Genomic DNA, 15,574 nt, shown 5'->3' on the forward strand with positions numbered 1-15,574 from the left:
GGGCGCGCCATGCATTTTCTCGATCAAGCAAAAATCTATATCAAGTCCGGCTGGGGCGGTCCCGGCGCGGTCAGCTTTCGGCGTGAAAAATATGTCGAATATGGCGGCCCGGACGGCGGCAATGGCGGCAAGGGCGGCGACATCATCTTCGAGGCCGTGGCCGGCCTCAACACGCTGATCGACTTCCGCTACACCCAGCATTTCAAGGCGCAGCGCGGCATGCCCGGCATGGGCAAGAACCGCTATGGCGCCGGCGGCAACGACCTGATCGTCAAGGTGCCGGTCGGCACCCAGATCCTGTCCGATCCCCAGCCGATCGAGGGGACCGAGGACGAAGACGGCTATCCCGAATATGAGGAACAGGAAATCCTGGCCGACTTCACCGAGGTGGGGCAGCGTGTGAGCTTCCTGCGCGGCGGCGACGGCGGCCGCGGCAACCTGTCCTACAAGACCAGCACCAACCGTGCGCCGCGCCAGCATGGCACCGGCTGGCCGGGCCAGGAAATGTGGGTCTGGCTGCGGCTCAAGCTGCTGGCCGATGTCGGCCTGGTCGGCATGCCCAACGCCGGCAAGTCGACCCTGATCAACCAGGTGACGAACACCAAGGCGAAGGTCGGTGCCTATGCGTTCACCACCACCAAGCCGCAGCTTGGCGTGGTGCTGCACCGTGATCGCGAATTCGTGCTGGCCGACATTCCCGGCCTGATCGCGGGCGCGGCCGAGGGCGCGGGCATCGGCGACCGGTTCCTGGGCCATATCGAGCGCTGCCGCGTGCTGCTGCACCTGATCGACGCGACCGGTGACGATCCGGTCGAAGCGTTCCGCATCGTCACCGACGAACTGGCTGCCTATGGCGGCGGGCTGGACGAAAAGCCGCAGATCGTGGTGCTCAACAAGGGCGACCTGCTGGGCCAGGAGTTGATGGAAGACATTGCCGAACAGTTGCGCGAGCAGGCCGGCGTGGAAGATGTCTTCATCATCTCCGGCGCGACCGGCGAAGGCGTCACCCCGTTGCTCGACGCCGTGCTGGAAATGCTCGACGAGGATCGTGAAGAGGACGACGCCGACGACAGCGACGGCGAAGCCACCTGGTCGCCGATCTAAGGCATCAATAAACTTATCTCCGTTCGGTTCGAGCTTGTCGAGAACTGCGCGCGAGGTTCTCGACAAAGCCTGTCCTGAGCGACGCCGCAGGCGTCGTCGAAGGGCTCGAACCGAACGGATGTTGTTGTAAAAGTGGCCACGAACGCCCTGTCCGGCTTTCCCCCTGCCCTGGTCCGCCGCCTGGTCATCAAGATCGGGTCGGCGCTGCTGGTCGATCCGGCCGGGGAAGTGCGCGTCGACTGGCTGCGCACGCTGGTGGCCGATGTCGCCGCGCGCAAGGCGGCCGGGCAACAGGTCATCATCGTGTCGTCGGGCGCGATCGCGCTGGGCGCGCGCCGGCTGAAGCTGCCCAAGGGCGGGCGCGGCAGCCTGGAGGATGCGCAGGCGGCCGCCGCCACCGGCCAGATCGCCCTGTCGCAATGCTGGGCCAGCCTGCTGCATGAAAAGGGCATTACCGCCGCGCAGATGCTGGTGACGCTCGACGATCTGGAGCATCGCCGCCGCTATCTCAACGCCTCGGCCACGCTGGAGCGGCTGATGGCGCTCGACGTCGTGCCGGTGGTGAACGAGAATGACAGCGTCGCCACGGCGGAGATCCGCTTTGGCGACAATGATCGCCTTGCGGCGCGCATCGGACAGGCGGCACGGGCCGACGCGGTTGTGCTGCTGTCGGACGTGGACGGGCTTTACACCGCCAACCCGCACGCCGATGCGAATGCCATGCTGATCGAGAGGATAGAGCGCATCGACGCGCGCATTGCCGCCATGGCCGACACCGGTTCGGCTTCGGGCATGGGATCGGGCGGCATGGTGTCGAAGATCCAGGCGGCACAAATCGCCACCGGCGCCGGCGCCCATCTCGCCATCATTTCGGGCAAGGTCGACGCCCCGCTCAGCCATTGGGCCAATGGCGGCCGCGGCTCGATCTTCCTGGCCGCCGAAAGCCAGGGCGCGCGCAAGGGCTGGCTCTCGGGCCGCCTCACCGTGCTCGGCCGGATCATCGTCGATGCCGGCGCCGAAGCCGCTCTGGGCAAGGGCAACAGCCTGCTGCCGGCCGGCGTCGCGCGGGTCGAGGGTGTGTTCGCGCGCGGCGACGTGGTCGACATTCTCAATCAGGACGGCCGGGTGATCGCCCGTGGCCTCATCGAATATGACAGCGAGGCCGCCGCGAAGATCGCCGGCCGCCGCAGCGAGGACATTCCCGCCCTGCTTGGCGAAATGTCCCGCACCGTGCTGGTCCATCGCGACCATATGGCGATGGTCTGACCTATTATGTCCCTTAGAATTGCCATGACCGGCGCGACGGGTTTCGTCGGCGCCGAAACGCTCGATCAGGCGCTTGCCGCCGGTCTCCAGGTCAACGCCCTCACCCGCCGGGCCCAGCCACCCCGCGCCCATCTCAAATGGGTGCCCGGCTCGCTCGACGATACCGCCGCGCTCGACACGCTGGTGCGCGACGCCGATGCCGTGATCCATATCGCGGGCGTGGTGAACGCGCCCGACCGCGAGGGGTTCGAGGCGGGCAATGCGCGCGGCACGATGGCGGTGGTCGACGCCATGCGCAAACGCGGTGTGCGCCGGCTCGTCCATGTCTCCTCGCTCGCCGCGCGCGAACCGGGCATGTCGGACTATGGCTGGTCGAAGGAACTGGCCGAACGCCATGTGAAGGCCAGCGGCCTCGACTGGACGATCGTGCGCCCGCCCGCCATCTATGGCCCCAATGACCAGGAAATGCTGGAACTGTTCCGCATGGCCAAGCGCGGCATCATGCTGCTGCCGCCCGGCGGCCGGCTGTCGGTGATCCATGTCGCCGATCTTTCCCGCCTGCTGCTGACGCTCGCCTGCGAAAAGGAGCAGAGCCAGACCCGCACCTATGAGGCGGACGATGCGACGCCCGGCGGCTGGGACCATCAGGAATTCGGCCAGGCGATCGGCCGGGCCGTGGGTCGCAATGTCCGCACCTTCGCGACGCCGCAATGGCTGCTGGCGACCGCCGCCCGGCTCGACCGGCTGGTGCGCGGCCGCAACGCCAAGCTGACCCCCGACCGGGTCGATTATTTCTGCCATCCCGACTGGGTCGTCGCCAAGCGCAAGCAGCCGCCCAAGCGGCTGTGGACGCCGCAGATCCCGACCGAGGAAGGGCTCAAGGCCACGGTCGAAGCCTATCGCGCCAAGGGCTGGCTGTAGCCCGCCCAAGGACACGAGTCCGCGCGGGTCACGACCGAAGTTCATAGTGTAAACGGCCTTTCCGGGGCATTTGCACCTGCTTCGCCCCCATGATGCACCGCCCACGCGCCGGTAACGCGCCATGGCAGGTTCGGCAGACGCGCCCGGCACGCCCCGACAAGGCCCCACCCGCGCACCTGCGCAGCGACAGCGACGCCCCCGTCGCGCGCCAGTTGCATGGATAGCGGAGGCAGGATGAGCGGCAGCGTCATGCCCCAGCTTAGAACAGGGGCAGAGCTGTAGGACAGCGGCATGCGGGCGTGACGGGTCGAGTTTCGACCAAGAACCGCCCATCCCATCATCGTCACCCTGAACTTGTTTCAGGGTCCATTCCTCCCAATAGACCAATGGTTTGTTAGGCTTGATCGATGCTGAAACAAGTTCAGCATGACGTCGGTGGGATGGCCGTAAGCCATCCAACCCGGTCACGCCGCCGGATCGGACTCCGCCGGTTGCTGCGCGCGCTGTTCGTCGACAAATTCGCTGATCGCCTTGCCGCTGGCGTTGAGCAGCGGATAGGTGCGGGCGTCGGACAGCCAGTCGGGGCGGCGCGCGCCGCTGCCGTAGAATGTGTCATAGACCAGGGAGAAGGCGAGGAAGACCAGGGTCGCGCCGATCAGCCCCTTGATCGCGCCGAAGCCGCCGCCCAGCACCCGGTCGATCGGGCCGAGCACCGACTGGCGGGTGCGCTGGCCGATCGATCGGGCGAGCAGCTTGCCAGCGCCAAAGGTGACGGCGAAGATCAGGAAGAAGGCCAGCACCGCCGCCCCGCTCTCGCTGCCGACGAAGCTGGTCAGCAATTCGGTCACGGAAGCGTGGAACAGGCTGATCGCGAAGATGCCCGCGACCCAGGCGATCAGCGACAGGGTTTCGGTCACGAACCCGCGCAGCAGGCCGAATATGGCGCAACCGCCGATGAGGAGGAGGACGAGGATATCGACGGCGTTCATGCCGCGCTGGCTATCCGCGCCCGAGCATCTGGTCAACCAGCTGTGCAAGCGTGCGGAAGCCGCTGACCGAAATCCCCTTCACCCCGTCCGCGCCCGACGCCGGCACGAAGGCGCGATTGAAGCCCAGTTTCGCCGATTCCCGCAGCCGCAGCGGCGTGTGCGAGACGGGCCTGATCTCGCTCGACAGCGCAATCTCGCCGAACAGCACGACATCGGCGGGCACCGGCCGTTCCGACAAGGCCGACATCAAAGCGGCGGCGACGGCCAGGTCGGCGGCCGGATCGGACAGGCGATAGCCGCCCGCGACATTGAGATAGACTTCGCAGGTCGAGAAGCTGAGGCCGCAGCGCGCCTCCAGCACGGCGAGGATCATCGCCAGCCGGCCGCTGTCCCAGCCGACCACCGCGCGCCGGGGCGTCGCCCCGCTCGACAGCCGCACGACCAGCGCCTGGATCTCGACCAGCACCGGCCGCGTCCCTTCGAGCGCGGGGAAGACGGTGGCGCCCGTCACCGTCTCGTCGCGATTGGTGAGGAACAAAGCGGACGGATTGGCGACCTCCTCCAGCCCCTCAGCGACCATCGAGAAGACGCCGATCTCGTCGGTGCCGCCAAAGCGATTCTTGATCGCGCGCAGGATGCGATATTGGTGGCTGCGCTCGCCCTCGAACGCCAGCACCGTGTCGACCATATGTTCCAGCACGCGCGGGCCGGCGATGCTGCCATCCTTGGTGACATGGCCGACCAGGATCAGCGCGGTGCCGCGCTGCTTGGCGAATTTGATCAGTTCCTGGCTCGATGCGCGCACCTGGCTGACGGTGCCGGGCGCGCCCTCGATCAGGTCGCTATGCATGGTCTGGATCGAATCGATGATGAGCAGCGCGGGCGGCACGCCGTCGCTCAGCGTCGTGAGGATATCGCGCACCGATGTCGCGCTCGCCAGTTGCACCGGCGCATTGCCCAGGCCCAGCCGCTGGGCGCGCAGCCGCACCTGATCCGACGCCTCCTCACCACTGATATAGGCGACGGTCAGCCCGCGCGAGGCGACCCGCGCCGCCGCCTGCAGCAGCAGGGTCGACTTGCCGATGCCCGGATCGCCGCCGATCAGCGTGGCCGATCCCGGCACGATGCCGCCGCCCAGCGCCCGGTCGAACTCGGCGATGCCGGTACTGGTGCGCGCGGGCAGTTCCACCTTGCTGTCGAGGCCGATCAGGGTGATCGCCCGGCCACCACCCTGCAGGTCATGCTTGGCGGAAAAGACGGTCTCGGCCGCTTCCTCGACGATGCTGTTCCATTCGCCGCAGTCATCGCACTGCCCCTGCCACCGGCCGGAAACGGTGCCGCATCGTTGACAGACGAATTTGCGCTTTGCCTTGGCCATGGCCCACGCATAACAGAACATAAAAGGAACACAAACGCGATCTTGCATCGAGGCTGGAAACCCCCGCGCGGCTGGCGCATTGAAGCAGCATGTCCGCCACGATCCGCGTCGCCAGCTATAATATCCGCAAGGCCATCGGCACCGACCGCCGCCGCTCGCCCGAGCGGGTGATCGACGTGCTGAACGAGGTGGATGCCGACATCATCGCGCTGCAGGAGGCCGACCGGCGCTTCGGCATACGCTATGCCGCGATCCCGCCGCTGCTGCTCGAGCGCCAGAGCGGCTACAAGCCGGTGCCGCTCAATGTCCAGACCGACAGCATGGGCTGGCACGGCAATGCCATCATCGTCCGCAAGGAGGCGGAGGTCGCCGCCTATGACGTGCTGCACCTGCCCTGCCTGGAACCGCGCGGCGCGACCATGGCGGAGGTCGGGATCAAGGGCGCGACCCTGCGCGTGTTCGGCATGCATCTCGACCTGTCGGGGCTGTGGCGGCGCAAGCAGGCCGCGGCGGTCATCCATGCCGCGGCCCAGGGCCAGGGCCACGCCCTGCCGACGGTGCTGATGGGCGACCTCAACGAATGGAGCGCCGAACGCGGTTGCCTCGCCGACTTTGCCCGCCATTACAGCTTCGCACCCTGCGGCCGCAGCTTCCACGCGCGCCGCCCGGTCGCCCGGCTCGACCGGATCATGCATTGCGGTCGCATCCGCCTGGTCGACAGCGGCGTCCACGAAAGCGCCGCCGCGCGCAAGGCGTCGGACCATCTGCCGATCTGGGCGGAGTTCAAGCTGGGGTGAATGCGGCGCGTGTTGGGGGGGGGGGGGACGGCAGAGGGTCTGGAAGCGACCAGAAGCGGACGTTTCCTACTCCCCTCCCTTCCAGGGAGGGGCCGGGGGTGGGTGCGCCGCGTAGCGGCGGTCTACGGTCGATAGGGCAGAAGCTCGCTACGCTCGCAACCCACCCCAACCCCTCCCTGGAAGGGAGGGGCTATGTCTTGTTCCCACCCCATTTTGTCATTCCCGCGTAGGCGGGAATCCATCCCCTGACCTTGCATCTGGTCAGACGCTGGGGAGATGGATCCCCGCCTGCGCGGGGATGACGGTGGAAAACAGGCCGTTGCTTAGCCACCCACCCCGCCATCCCCCCTTCCCGCTTTCGGACAGGGGGTGGGACATTCCGCCTCTCGACAAGGCGGCCTGGCTTTGCGATCCCTATCCCCATGAGGGAGAAGGAATTACGCCTCGCGCTCGTCTGTTATGGCGGGATCAGCCTGGCTGTCTACATGCACGGCATCACCAAGGAAATCTGGCACCTGACGCGGGCGAGCCGGGCCTTTCATGACGGCACCGCACCGCAGGGGGCGAGCGAGGCGGTCTACCATCATCTGCTCGCCGATATCGAGGCGGCGAGCGGCACGCGGCTGCGCATCCTGCCCGACATCATCGCCGGCGCCAGCGCGGGTGGCATCAACGGCATCTTCCTGGCCCAGGCGATCGAGACCGGCCAGTCGCTGGAGCCACTCACTGCGCTGTGGCTCGACAATGCCGATGTCGACGAACTGCTCGATCCCGACGCCCGCCCCGCCCGCGCACTGACCAAATTCTGGGCGACGCCGCTGGTATGGATGGCCGCGCGCCGCCCCGGCGACGCGGTCGAGCGCACGGTAGCGCCCGACACGCGCGAGGAGGTGCGGATGAAATTGTCGCGCTTCATCCGCTCGCGCTGGTTCGAGCCGCCCTTTGGCGGGGAAATATTCTCGACCATGCTGCTCGACGCGTTCGACGCCATGGCCGCCACGCCGGCCGGGCCGTCGCTGCTGCCCGACGGTCATCCGCTCGACCTGTTCGTCACCGTCACCGATTTCGACGGCCATGTGCAGAGCCTGAGCCTCAACAGCCCGCCCCAGGTGATCGAGACCGAGCATCGGCTATCGATCGGCTTTCGCGGACGCGGCGGCAGCGCCAGCGGCTTTGCCGATCCAGCCGAACTGGTCTTTGCCGCGCGCGCCACCGCCAGCTTCCCCGGCGCCTTTCCACCCTTCACCGTGCGCGAACTGGACCGGGTATTGAAGCGGCGCCACCGCGCCTGGCCCGGCCGCGACGCCTTCCTGGCGCGCGTGTTGCCCCGCCGCGCGGCACGGGGCGAGGCGGAGGACGCGGTGCTGATCGACGGATCGGTGCTGGCCAACGCCCCCTTTGCCCAGGCGATCGGCGCGCTCAAGAACCGGCCGTCGCGGCGCGAGGTCGACCGCCGCTTCGTCTATATCGATCCCAAGCCCGGCCACCGGTCGATCCACCTTAATCGCGAGGGCGAGGAGGAAGCCGCGCCGATCGGCGAGAATGCGCCGCTGCCGGGCTTTTTCCGCACCATCTTCGGCGCGCTGTCGGACATTCCGCGCGAGCAGCCGATCCGCGACAATCTGGAGGCGATCGACCGCCATTCCGCCCGCATCCGCCGCATGGGCCGGATCATCCAGGCGCTGCGCCCCGGTATCGAGGCGGAGGTGGAGGGGGCGATCGGCCGCATGCTGTTCCTCGACCGGCCAACGCCGGCCCGCCTGTCGGCCTGGCGCGGCAAGGCGCAGCAGCGCGCCGCCGCATCGGCCGGATTCGCCTTCCCCGCTTATGCCCATCTCAAGCTGTCGGGCATCGTCGAGGATCTGGCCGCACGGCTGTTCCAACTGAGCGGCGAGGATGCGCCGATGATGCGCGAAGCCTATCGCCAGGCGATCTGGAAGCAGGTGCGCGCGATCGGCGCCGACCAGTTGACCGAGGATGCCGGCTCCGCCGCCGCGCCCGTCCTGTTCTTCCGCACCCATGACCTGGCCTTCCGCATCCGCCGCCTGCGTTTCCTGGCCCGGCGGCTGGCCGAGACGCTGGAACTGGAGGCCGATGCCGACAGCGAAGCGGTGCAGGCGATGCACGACGCCATCTATCGCGCGCTCGCCCTCTACACCGAATGCGAGGGCAATGATTTCTACAATGACCATGTCCGCGCCGCCGCGGCGCAGGTGCCGACCGATGCCGGTGCCGCGCTGGAGGCGATGGCGCAGGCGCGCGGCCTGCGTGCCCGCGACGAGGCGGCCGACATGCTGCTGGCCGAGGCGCTCGCCAACCTGCCCAAGGCCGGGCGCCGCACCATGTTGCTGGCCTATCTCGGCTTTCCCTTCTCCGACATCGCGACCTTACCGTTGCTTCAGGGTGACGCTGTCGATGAATATGATCCGATCAAGGTCGACCGGATTTCGCCCGAAGATTGCACCGCCATCCGCGCCGGCGGCGCTAACGCCACGCTAAAAGGCATAGAATTCAACAATTTTGGCGCCTTCTTCAGCCGGGTCTATCGGGAGAATGACTATCTGTGGGGCAGGCTCCATGGGGTGGAGCGTCTGCTGGATATCGTAATTTCCGCAATTCCTGCCCCAACCCGTCTTCCCGAAGGGGCGTTGCGCAACTATAGGCGGGCGGCGTTTCTGGCGATCCTCGACGAGGAAGAGTCGCGCTTGCCGCATGTTGCGGATCTGATCGCCGGACTGCGGGAGGAAATCGGGTGAAGGGGCGTTTGAAGCTGTTTCCGATGATGCTGGCGCTGGTGCTCGTCACCGGCTGCAAGGGCTCGTCCGATGACAGCGCACAGGCCGCCCCGGCCAGCGCGCCGCAGCAGGTGGCCGTTGCCGTCGTCCAGCCCGATCCGCCGCCGCCCGCTCCCCCCGCCGTCCTGCCCTCGCGCCCGGCGCCGATCGTCACCGTCGGCCCGCCCGGCCCGACCAATTCGCTCGACCTGCCGCCGTCCAGCAACGCGGCCCAGCCCGCCCCCTTCCCGCGCGAAGTCACCGCCTTCATGGTCGACCGCGACAGCTGCGACCATTTCCGCGGCGAGGAACCCTATGATGCGGAACGGCGCGCCTATATCGAGGAAAGCGTCGCCGAACTCTGCTCCGGCACCGATGCGAAGCTGGCCTTGCTGCGCAAGCGCTACGAAAAGATGCCGGACGTCATCAGCGCGCTGAGCAGCTATGACGCCCGGATCGAGGGCGAGGAACCCTGAGGCCGCCTCGCCGGCACTAGCGCCATCCGGTCAGGCGGCGACCGCCAGGCAGGCTTCCCTGATGTCGCGGGCCAGTTCGTCGACCCGTTCCACCTGCGCATCCCAGGCGAACATGAATCGCGCGCCGCCGCCGATGAAGGTGTAGAAACGCCAGCCGCGCGCACGCAATGCGTCCAGCACCTCCGCGGGGGCCGACAGGAACAGCGCATTAGCCTCCACCGGGAAGATCGGGCTGACATCCGGCAAGTCGGCGATCGCCGCCGCCAGCCGGGTCGCACAAGCATTGCCATGGCGGGCATTGCGCAGCCAGGCGCCGCTTTCCAGCAGGCCGATCCAGGGCGCCGACAGGAAACGCATCTTCGACGCCAGCTGTCCCGCCTGCTTGCAGCGATAGTCGAAATCCTGCGCCAGCGCGCGGTCGAAGAAGATCACCGCCTCGCCCACGGCCATGCCATTCTTGGTGCCGCCAAAGCAGAGCACGTCGACGCCCGCCTTCCAGCTGATCTCCGCCGGGTCACAGCCCAGGCTGGCGCAGGCATGGGCAAAGCGCGCGCCGTCCATATGCAGTTTCAGCCCCAGTTCGCGGCACACGGCCGAAATCGCGCGCACTTCCTCGACCGTGTAGACTAGGCCGGTCTCGGTCGGCTGGGTGATGGTGACGACGCGCGGCTTGGGGAAATGGATGTCGGATCGGCTGGTCGCGAGCTGCCGGATCGCGTCGGGCGTCAGCTTGCCGTCGGCCGAGGGCGCGGCGAGCAGCTTCGATCCGTTGGAGAAGAATTCGGGCGCGCCGCATTCGTCGGTCTCGACATGGGCGGCGGCCGAACAGATCACGCTATGATAGGACTGGCACAGCGCCGCGAGCGCCAGCGAATTGGCGGCGGTGCCGTTGAAGACGAAGAAGACCTCCGCATCGCCGCCGAACAGGGTGCGGAAATTGTCCGCGGCGCGCTGCGTCCATTCATCCTCGCCATAGGCCGTCGCCGATCCGCTGTTCGCCGCGAGCATCGCGTCGAGCGCCTCGGGGCAGGCCCCGGCATAATTGTCGCTGGCAAATTGCTGTGTGGAAATGGGCACGTCATGCTTCCGTCTGCTGGTGTGTGACCAAGCATCGGATCAACGTCGTCGTGGCTGCATGTCCCGTTGGATTGCCGGTCCGGCCACATCCCCCTCTTGGCGAGGGGCACCACCTTGCTCGGGGAGCAGGTTGGTGTCGGACGTTGGCCCGACTCTTGATGTTGCCGGGGCGATTATCGGCCGGGCGATGCCGCGTCAAGCATCAGCGCAGCAGCGCCTCTATCCCCTTCGCCAGATCGATGTCCCGTTGCGACAGGCCGCCGGCATCATGGGTGGTGAGCGTGATTTCGACGCGATTATAGACGTTCGACCATTCGGGATGATGGTCGGCCTTTTCCGCCAGCAGCGCCACCCGCGTCATGAAGCCGAAGGCGGCGACAAAGTCGGGAAAGGTGAAGCTGCGCGCAATCCCGTCCGGTTCGGCGACCGCCGTCCATTCGGGCAAATCCGCCAGCGCGATCGCCCGTTCCGTTTCGTTCAGTCTGGCAAGCATTTCTCTATCCTGCGTTATTTCTTTCGCCTATGTGACAGCCATGCCTGACACTGGTCAATCGTTCCGCTTCGCCCCTACCCCACAGGAAATCGAGACACTCGCGCTGGAGGCCCTGAGCCGCCTGCCCGAGCCCTTCCGTTCCTATCTCTCCAATGTCGTGATGCTGGTCGAGGATTTCGCCGACGCCGACATATTGAAGGAGATGGAGATTGACGATCCTTTCGGCCTGACCGGCCTCTATAGCGGCCGTCCCTTCGGGCAGGAGGCACAGACCGGCGATCTGCCGCCGACCGTGCATCTTTTCCGCCGCCCGCTGCTCGACGAATGGGTCGAAACCGGCGTGCCGCTCGAAGCGCTCATCACCCATGTCGTGGTGCATGAAATCGGCCATCATTTCGGCCTGTCGGACATCGACATGCATGTGCTGGAGGATATGGTCGCCCCATGAGCGGTGCGGCGCTGCGCCTGTCGGGCCTGGCCTGTCTGCGCGGCGGACGCCTGCTCTTTGCCGGCGTCGACCTGGTGCTGGCGGCTGGCGGCAGCGCCTTGCTGCACGGCGCCAACGGCATCGGCAAGTCGAGCCTGCTGCGCCAGTGCGCCGGTCTGCTGCCCATTTATGCCGGGACGATCGACCGCCAGGGCAGCGTCGCGCTGGCCGACGAGCGGCTGGCGCTCGACATGGAATTGCCGCTTCATCGCGCACTCGGCTTCTGGGCACAGCTTGACCGGGTGGATGCGGCCGCGCTCGACCGCGCGCTCCACGCCATGGCGCTCGCCCCCTTGCGCGACGTGCCCGTGCGCATGCTCTCCACCGGCCAGCGCAAGCGCGCCATGCTCGCCCGCGTGATCGCCAGCGGCGCGGATATCTGGCTGCTCGACGAACCGGCCAATGGCCTGGACGATGCGTCGGTCGCGCTGCTCGGCGCCGCGGTGGCGGACCATCTGGCGGCCGGCGGCATCGTCGTCGCCGCCTCGCACCAGCCTTTGCCGCTGACCGATCCGGTGCGGATCGAGATGGCCGCCCATGTGCCGGACCCGGCGCAGGAGGCGTCATGCGACTGATCGCCCTGCTCGTCGCCCGCGACCTGGGACAGGCCTGGCGCTCGGCCGGGCTGTGGCTGCCGGTCGCCTTCCTGTTGCTGGTCGCCAGCCTCTATCCCTTTGCGGTCGGTCCCGACGCCGCCCTGCTCTCCCGCACCGGCGGCGGCATGCTGTGGATCGCGGCGCTGCTCGCCAGCCTGCTGCCGGTCGACAGGCTGGTCGCGCCGGATCGCGATGCCGGCATCCTGGACCAGATCGCGCTGCGCGGCATCAGCGAGGAGATGGTGGTGATCGCCCGGCTGATCGCCCATTGGCTGGGCTTTGGCCCGCCGCTGATGATCGCCGCCCTGCCCGCCGCCGCGCTGCTGAAGCTGGACGGCGCGACGATCCTGACGCTGGAGGCCGGGCTGCTGATCGGCACGCCCGCGCTGGCCGCGCTTGGCCTGCTGGTGGCGACCCTGACCGCCGGGCTGCGCTCGTCGGGGGCTCTGGCGGGCCTGCTCGCCCTGCCGCTGGCGGTACCGCTGCTGATCTTTGGCGCGGGCACTTTGGGCGACGGCAGCGGCGCCGCGTTCAAATTCCTGGGTGCCGCCTCGCTGCTGCTGGTCGCGATCACGCCGATCGCGGGCGGCGCGGCGATCCGCGCGGGTCGGGAATGAGGTTTGTGCAACGCGCAAGGCGTTGACATTGGCGGGCCGCAATGGTCCCATGCTGCATCGCAACAAACTCCGACAGCGCGGCATGCCCGCCAAGCGCGAGGTGCCCGATGCCCGATCCGACTGCCGCACCGCAAAGCCGCCTGATCGACCTGGCCCTGCAGGGCGGCGGCGCCCATGGCGCCTTCACCTGGGGCGTGCTCGACCGCCTGCTGGAGGAACCCTGGCTGCGGATCGACGGCATATCCGGCACGTCGGCCGGGGCGATGAACGCGGCCGTGCTGGCCAGCGGCTATGCCCATGGCGGCGCGCCGGGTGCCCGCCGCGCCCTCACCCGCTTCTGGAGCAAGGTGTCGGACGGGGCGATGTTCAGCCCGTTCCGCCGCAGCCCGCTCGACATAGCGCTCGGCCGCTGGACGCTCGATTATTCGCCGCTCTATGTCGGCATGGACCTGATGGCGCGGCTCTGCTCGCCCTATGATCTCAATCCGGGCGGATTCAACCCGCTGACCGACATCCTCAACGAATGCGTCGATTTCGATCATCTCGCCGCCAGCCCGATCCGCCTGTTCATCACCGCGACCAGCGTGCGCACCGGCCAGGCCCGCGTGTTCCGCAATGCCGAAATCACCCCCGACGTGCTGCTCGCCTCCGCCTGCCTGCCGACCATGTTCCACGCGGTCGAGATCGATGGCGAGGCCTATTGGGACGGCGGCTATTCGGGCAATCCGACGCTGACGCCGCTGGTGCGCGACTGCGATTCGGACGACACCATCCTGATCCAGGTGAACCCGGTCGAGCGCGCCACCGACCTCTATGCCGCGCGCGACATTGCCAGCCGGTTGAACGAGATTTCCTTCAACGCGGTGCTGTTGCAGGAAATCCGGATGATGGCGCTGCTGCGCCAGGTTGCCGACCCCGGCCATGGCGAGGGCGAAAAATGGGCGAAGATGCGCATCCACCGCATCGCCAGCGCCGACATGCTGCAATTCGGCCATTCGTCCAAGCTGAACGCGGAATGGGCTTTCCTGTGGAAGCTCAAGAAGATCGGGCGCAAGGCGGCGGACGATTTCCTGAAGGATCATGGCCAGGCGATCGGCCGGGAATCGACGCTCGATATCGACGCGCTGCTCGCCCATGTCTGAGGCATTGAGCTTCCTAGGCATATTGGTCGCGCTCGGTGCGCTGATCGCCATGGCCTATCGCGGCTGGAGCGTCCTGTTCCTCGCCCCGGCGCTGGCGATGATCGCCGCCAGCTTTTCGGGCTATCCGATGCTGGCGAGCTGGACCCAGATCTTCATGGTCGCCGCCGCCGGCTTCCTCGCCCAGTTTTTCCCGCTCTTCCTGCTCGGCGCGATCTTCGCCAAGCTGATGAACGACAGCGGATCGGTGCGCACCATTGCCGACGCCATGATCGGCTGGCTGGGGTCCGGCCGCGCGATCATGGCGGTGGTGCTGGCCGGCGCGATCCTGACCTATGGCGGGGTCAGCCTGTTCGTCGCCTTCTTCGTGCTGGTGCCGATGGCGCAGGCGCTGTTCCGCGCCGGCAACATCCCCCGGCGGCTGGTGCCCGCGACCATCATCCTGGGCACATCGACCTTCACCATGACCGCCCTGCCCGGCACGCCGGCGATCCAGAATGTCATTCCCATGCCCTTCTTCGGCACCTCCATCTATGCCGCGCCGGGCCTGGGCCTGATCGCCGCGATCATCATGCTGGCGGTGGGGCTTGGCTGGCTGCTGCGGGCACAGGCGACCGCCGCTGCCCGACAGGAGGGCTATGATCCCAGCCTGTCCCCGGCCGTGCCAGTCGACAGCGCGCGGATGCGCGAGCATACGACGACCGCCTCCACCTTCGATCCGGCCGAAATGGACAAGGGGGCGCCCACCGACGACCGCCCTTCGCTCGGCATCGCCTTCCTGCCGATCGGGGTGATGATCGGCTGCAACCTCATCCTCTCGCTCTGGCTGTTCCCGACCTGGGACGCACCCTTCCTGGCGGAGCCTTTATGGGGCAGCACCAGCCTGGGCGCGGTTGCGGGCATATGGTCGGTGACGGCTGCGCTGATGATCGCCACGCTCGCCATCATCCTGTTCAACCGGGGCCGCCTCGTCAGCCTGCGCGACAGCATCGATTCGGGCGCCAACGCCGCCGTGCTGCCAATCATCAGCGTGGCGAGCCTGGTCGGCTTCGGCGCGGTGATCGCCGCGCTGCCCGCCTTCCACATGATCCGCGACTGGGTGCTGGGCATGGGCGGCGGGCCGCTGGTGTCGCTGGCGGTGGCGACCAACCTGCTCGCCGCGCTCACCGGATCGGCCTCGGGCGGGCTCACCATCGCGCTGGAGGCGCTGGGGCCGACCTTTATGGAGATTGCGGCGCAGACCGGCACCGATCCCGCCATCATGCACCGGGTGGCGGTGATCGGGTCCGGCACGCTGGACATATTGCCGCATAATGGCGCGATCGTGACGTTGCTGGCGCTGAGCGGCGTCACCCACCGCGAATCCTATCGGGATATCGCCATGGCCGGCATCGTCAGCTCGCTTGCGGCGCTGGTCGCCGTGATCCTGATCGGGTCGACGCTGGGCAGCTTCTGATCCC

The 15,574-nt window shown here is 67.6% G+C and carries 15 protein-coding genes and 1 riboswitch; of the genes, 11 read left to right on the forward strand and 4 right to left on the reverse strand.

Going from position 1 to position 15,574, the window contains the following annotated elements; genetic code table 11:
• The first annotated feature begins 9 nt into the window (after window positions 1–9).
• From obgE to AC0KVN_RS09130, 3 genes are all read left to right on the forward strand, one after another.
• Window positions 10–1,104: a GTPase ObgE gene (gene obgE, locus AC0KVN_RS09120; protein ID WP_004207911.1), complete on the forward strand. Its 1,095-nt coding sequence runs from the start codon at window positions 10–12 to the stop codon at window positions 1,102–1,104.
• A gap of 132 nt (window positions 1,105–1,236) precedes the next feature.
• Window positions 1,237–2,370 carry a glutamate 5-kinase gene (gene proB / locus AC0KVN_RS09125; protein WP_367350111.1) on the forward strand — a complete coding sequence of 378 codons (1,134 nt, stop codon included), beginning with the start codon at window positions 1,237–1,239 and terminating at the stop codon, window positions 2,368–2,370.
• Between the two features lie 24 nt (window positions 2,371–2,394).
• Entirely contained in the window at window positions 2,395–3,291 is an 897-nt protein-coding gene (locus tag AC0KVN_RS09130; protein WP_136186738.1) for an NAD-dependent epimerase/dehydratase family protein, read from the forward strand.
• 464 nt (window positions 3,292–3,755) lie between these two features.
• Here the strand turns inward: AC0KVN_RS09130 and AC0KVN_RS09135 are convergent, their stop codons facing one another.
• Both AC0KVN_RS09135 and radA read right to left on the reverse strand, forming a co-directional pair.
• On the reverse strand, window positions 3,756–4,280 hold the full coding sequence (locus AC0KVN_RS09135; RefSeq protein ID WP_435566732.1) for a CvpA family protein: 525 nt from the start codon (window positions 4,278–4,280) through the stop codon (window positions 3,756–3,758).
• Between the two features lie 10 nt (window positions 4,281–4,290).
• On the reverse strand, window positions 4,291–5,658 hold the full coding sequence (gene radA / locus AC0KVN_RS09140; RefSeq protein WP_435566733.1) for a DNA repair protein RadA: 1,368 nt from the start codon (window positions 5,656–5,658) through the stop codon (window positions 4,291–4,293).
• A gap of 89 nt (window positions 5,659–5,747) precedes the next feature.
• Between radA and AC0KVN_RS09145 the strand changes: the two genes are divergently transcribed.
• The 3 genes from AC0KVN_RS09145 (at window position 5,748) to AC0KVN_RS09155 (ending at window position 9,705) form a co-directional block, all read left to right on the forward strand.
• Entirely contained in the window at window positions 5,748–6,455 is a 708-nt protein-coding gene (locus AC0KVN_RS09145) for an endonuclease/exonuclease/phosphatase family protein (protein WP_435566734.1), read from the forward strand.
• 422 nt (window positions 6,456–6,877) lie between these two features.
• Window positions 6,878–9,211, forward strand: coding sequence for a patatin-like protein (locus AC0KVN_RS09150; RefSeq protein WP_435566735.1), 2,334 nt, complete (start codon window positions 6,878–6,880; stop codon window positions 9,209–9,211).
• Complete coding sequence (locus tag AC0KVN_RS09155; protein WP_048937474.1) at window positions 9,208–9,705, forward strand: hypothetical protein; 498 nt, start codon at window positions 9,208–9,210, stop codon at window positions 9,703–9,705. Before AC0KVN_RS09150 ends, AC0KVN_RS09155 begins: the two co-directional genes overlap by 4 nt.
• A 30-nt stretch (window positions 9,706–9,735) precedes the next feature.
• On the opposite strand, the gene AC0KVN_RS09160 is transcribed toward AC0KVN_RS09155, so the two are convergent.
• Window positions 9,736–10,782, reverse strand: a complete 1,047-nt coding sequence (locus tag AC0KVN_RS09160) for a threonine aldolase family protein (RefSeq protein ID WP_435566736.1) — start codon at window positions 10,780–10,782, stop codon at window positions 9,736–9,738.
• A 57-nt stretch (window positions 10,783–10,839) separates the two neighbouring features.
• A riboswitch (SAM-I-IV-variant riboswitch) is annotated at window positions 10,840–10,949 on the reverse strand.
• 35 nt (window positions 10,950–10,984) lie between these two features.
• Window positions 10,985–11,275, reverse strand: a complete 291-nt coding sequence (locus AC0KVN_RS09165; protein WP_004207923.1) for a 4a-hydroxytetrahydrobiopterin dehydratase — start codon at window positions 11,273–11,275, stop codon at window positions 10,985–10,987.
• A gap of 40 nt (window positions 11,276–11,315) precedes the next feature.
• Between AC0KVN_RS09165 and AC0KVN_RS09170 the strand changes: the two genes are divergently transcribed.
• From AC0KVN_RS09170 to AC0KVN_RS09190, 5 genes are all read left to right on the forward strand, one after another.
• Window positions 11,316–11,723 (forward strand): metallopeptidase family protein, encoded by a 408-nt coding sequence (locus tag AC0KVN_RS09170; protein ID WP_004207924.1) that lies wholly within the window; start codon window positions 11,316–11,318, stop codon window positions 11,721–11,723.
• On the forward strand, window positions 11,720–12,337 hold the full coding sequence (ccmA, locus tag AC0KVN_RS09175; protein ID WP_313394634.1) for a heme ABC exporter ATP-binding protein CcmA: 618 nt from the start codon (window positions 11,720–11,722) through the stop codon (window positions 12,335–12,337). The genes AC0KVN_RS09170 and ccmA overlap by 4 nt, the downstream gene beginning before the upstream one ends.
• Window positions 12,328–12,975, forward strand: a complete 648-nt coding sequence (locus tag AC0KVN_RS09180; RefSeq protein ID WP_313394635.1) for a heme exporter protein CcmB — start codon at window positions 12,328–12,330, stop codon at window positions 12,973–12,975. Before ccmA ends, AC0KVN_RS09180 begins: the two co-directional genes overlap by 10 nt.
• Window positions 12,976–13,082: 107 nt before the next feature.
• Window positions 13,083–14,117, forward strand: a complete 1,035-nt coding sequence (locus tag AC0KVN_RS09185) for a patatin-like phospholipase family protein (RefSeq protein ID WP_004207927.1) — start codon at window positions 13,083–13,085, stop codon at window positions 14,115–14,117.
• Window positions 14,110–15,570 carry a GntP family permease gene (locus tag AC0KVN_RS09190; RefSeq protein WP_435566738.1) on the forward strand — a complete coding sequence of 487 codons (1,461 nt, stop codon included), beginning with the start codon at window positions 14,110–14,112 and terminating at the stop codon, window positions 15,568–15,570. The genes AC0KVN_RS09185 and AC0KVN_RS09190 overlap by 8 nt, the downstream gene beginning before the upstream one ends.
• Window positions 15,571–15,574 lie beyond the last annotated feature (4 nt).

It is taken from the genome of Sphingobium sp. SG1 (genome assembly GCF_057063145.1).

Coding starts and splice junctions, on each gene's coding strand:
- obgE (WP_004207911.1), top strand. CDS start 10: ATGCATTTTCTCGATCAAGCAAAAATCTATATCAAGTCCGGCTGGGGC.
- AC0KVN_RS09130 (WP_136186738.1), top strand. CDS start 2,395: ATGACCGGCGCGACGGGTTTCGTCGGCGCCGAAACGCTCGATCAGGCG.
- AC0KVN_RS09135 (WP_435566732.1), bottom strand. CDS start 4,280: ATGAACGCCGTCGATATCCTCGTCCTCCTCCTCATCGGCGGTTGCGCC.
- radA (WP_435566733.1), bottom strand. CDS start 5,658: ATGGCCAAGGCAAAGCGCAAATTCGTCTGTCAACGATGCGGCACCGTT.
- AC0KVN_RS09145 (WP_435566734.1), top strand. CDS start 5,748: ATGTCCGCCACGATCCGCGTCGCCAGCTATAATATCCGCAAGGCCATC.
- AC0KVN_RS09150 (WP_435566735.1), top strand. CDS start 6,878: ATGAGGGAGAAGGAATTACGCCTCGCGCTCGTCTGTTATGGCGGGATC.
- AC0KVN_RS09165 (WP_004207923.1), bottom strand. CDS start 11,275: ATGCTTGCCAGACTGAACGAAACGGAACGGGCGATCGCGCTGGCGGAT.
- AC0KVN_RS09170 (WP_004207924.1), top strand. CDS start 11,316: ATGCCTGACACTGGTCAATCGTTCCGCTTCGCCCCTACCCCACAGGAA.
- ccmA (WP_313394634.1), top strand. CDS start 11,720: ATGAGCGGTGCGGCGCTGCGCCTGTCGGGCCTGGCCTGTCTGCGCGGC.
- AC0KVN_RS09180 (WP_313394635.1), top strand. CDS start 12,328: ATGCGACTGATCGCCCTGCTCGTCGCCCGCGACCTGGGACAGGCCTGG.
- AC0KVN_RS09185 (WP_004207927.1), top strand. CDS start 13,083: ATGCCCGATCCGACTGCCGCACCGCAAAGCCGCCTGATCGACCTGGCC.
- AC0KVN_RS09190 (WP_435566738.1), top strand. CDS start 14,110: ATGTCTGAGGCATTGAGCTTCCTAGGCATATTGGTCGCGCTCGGTGCG.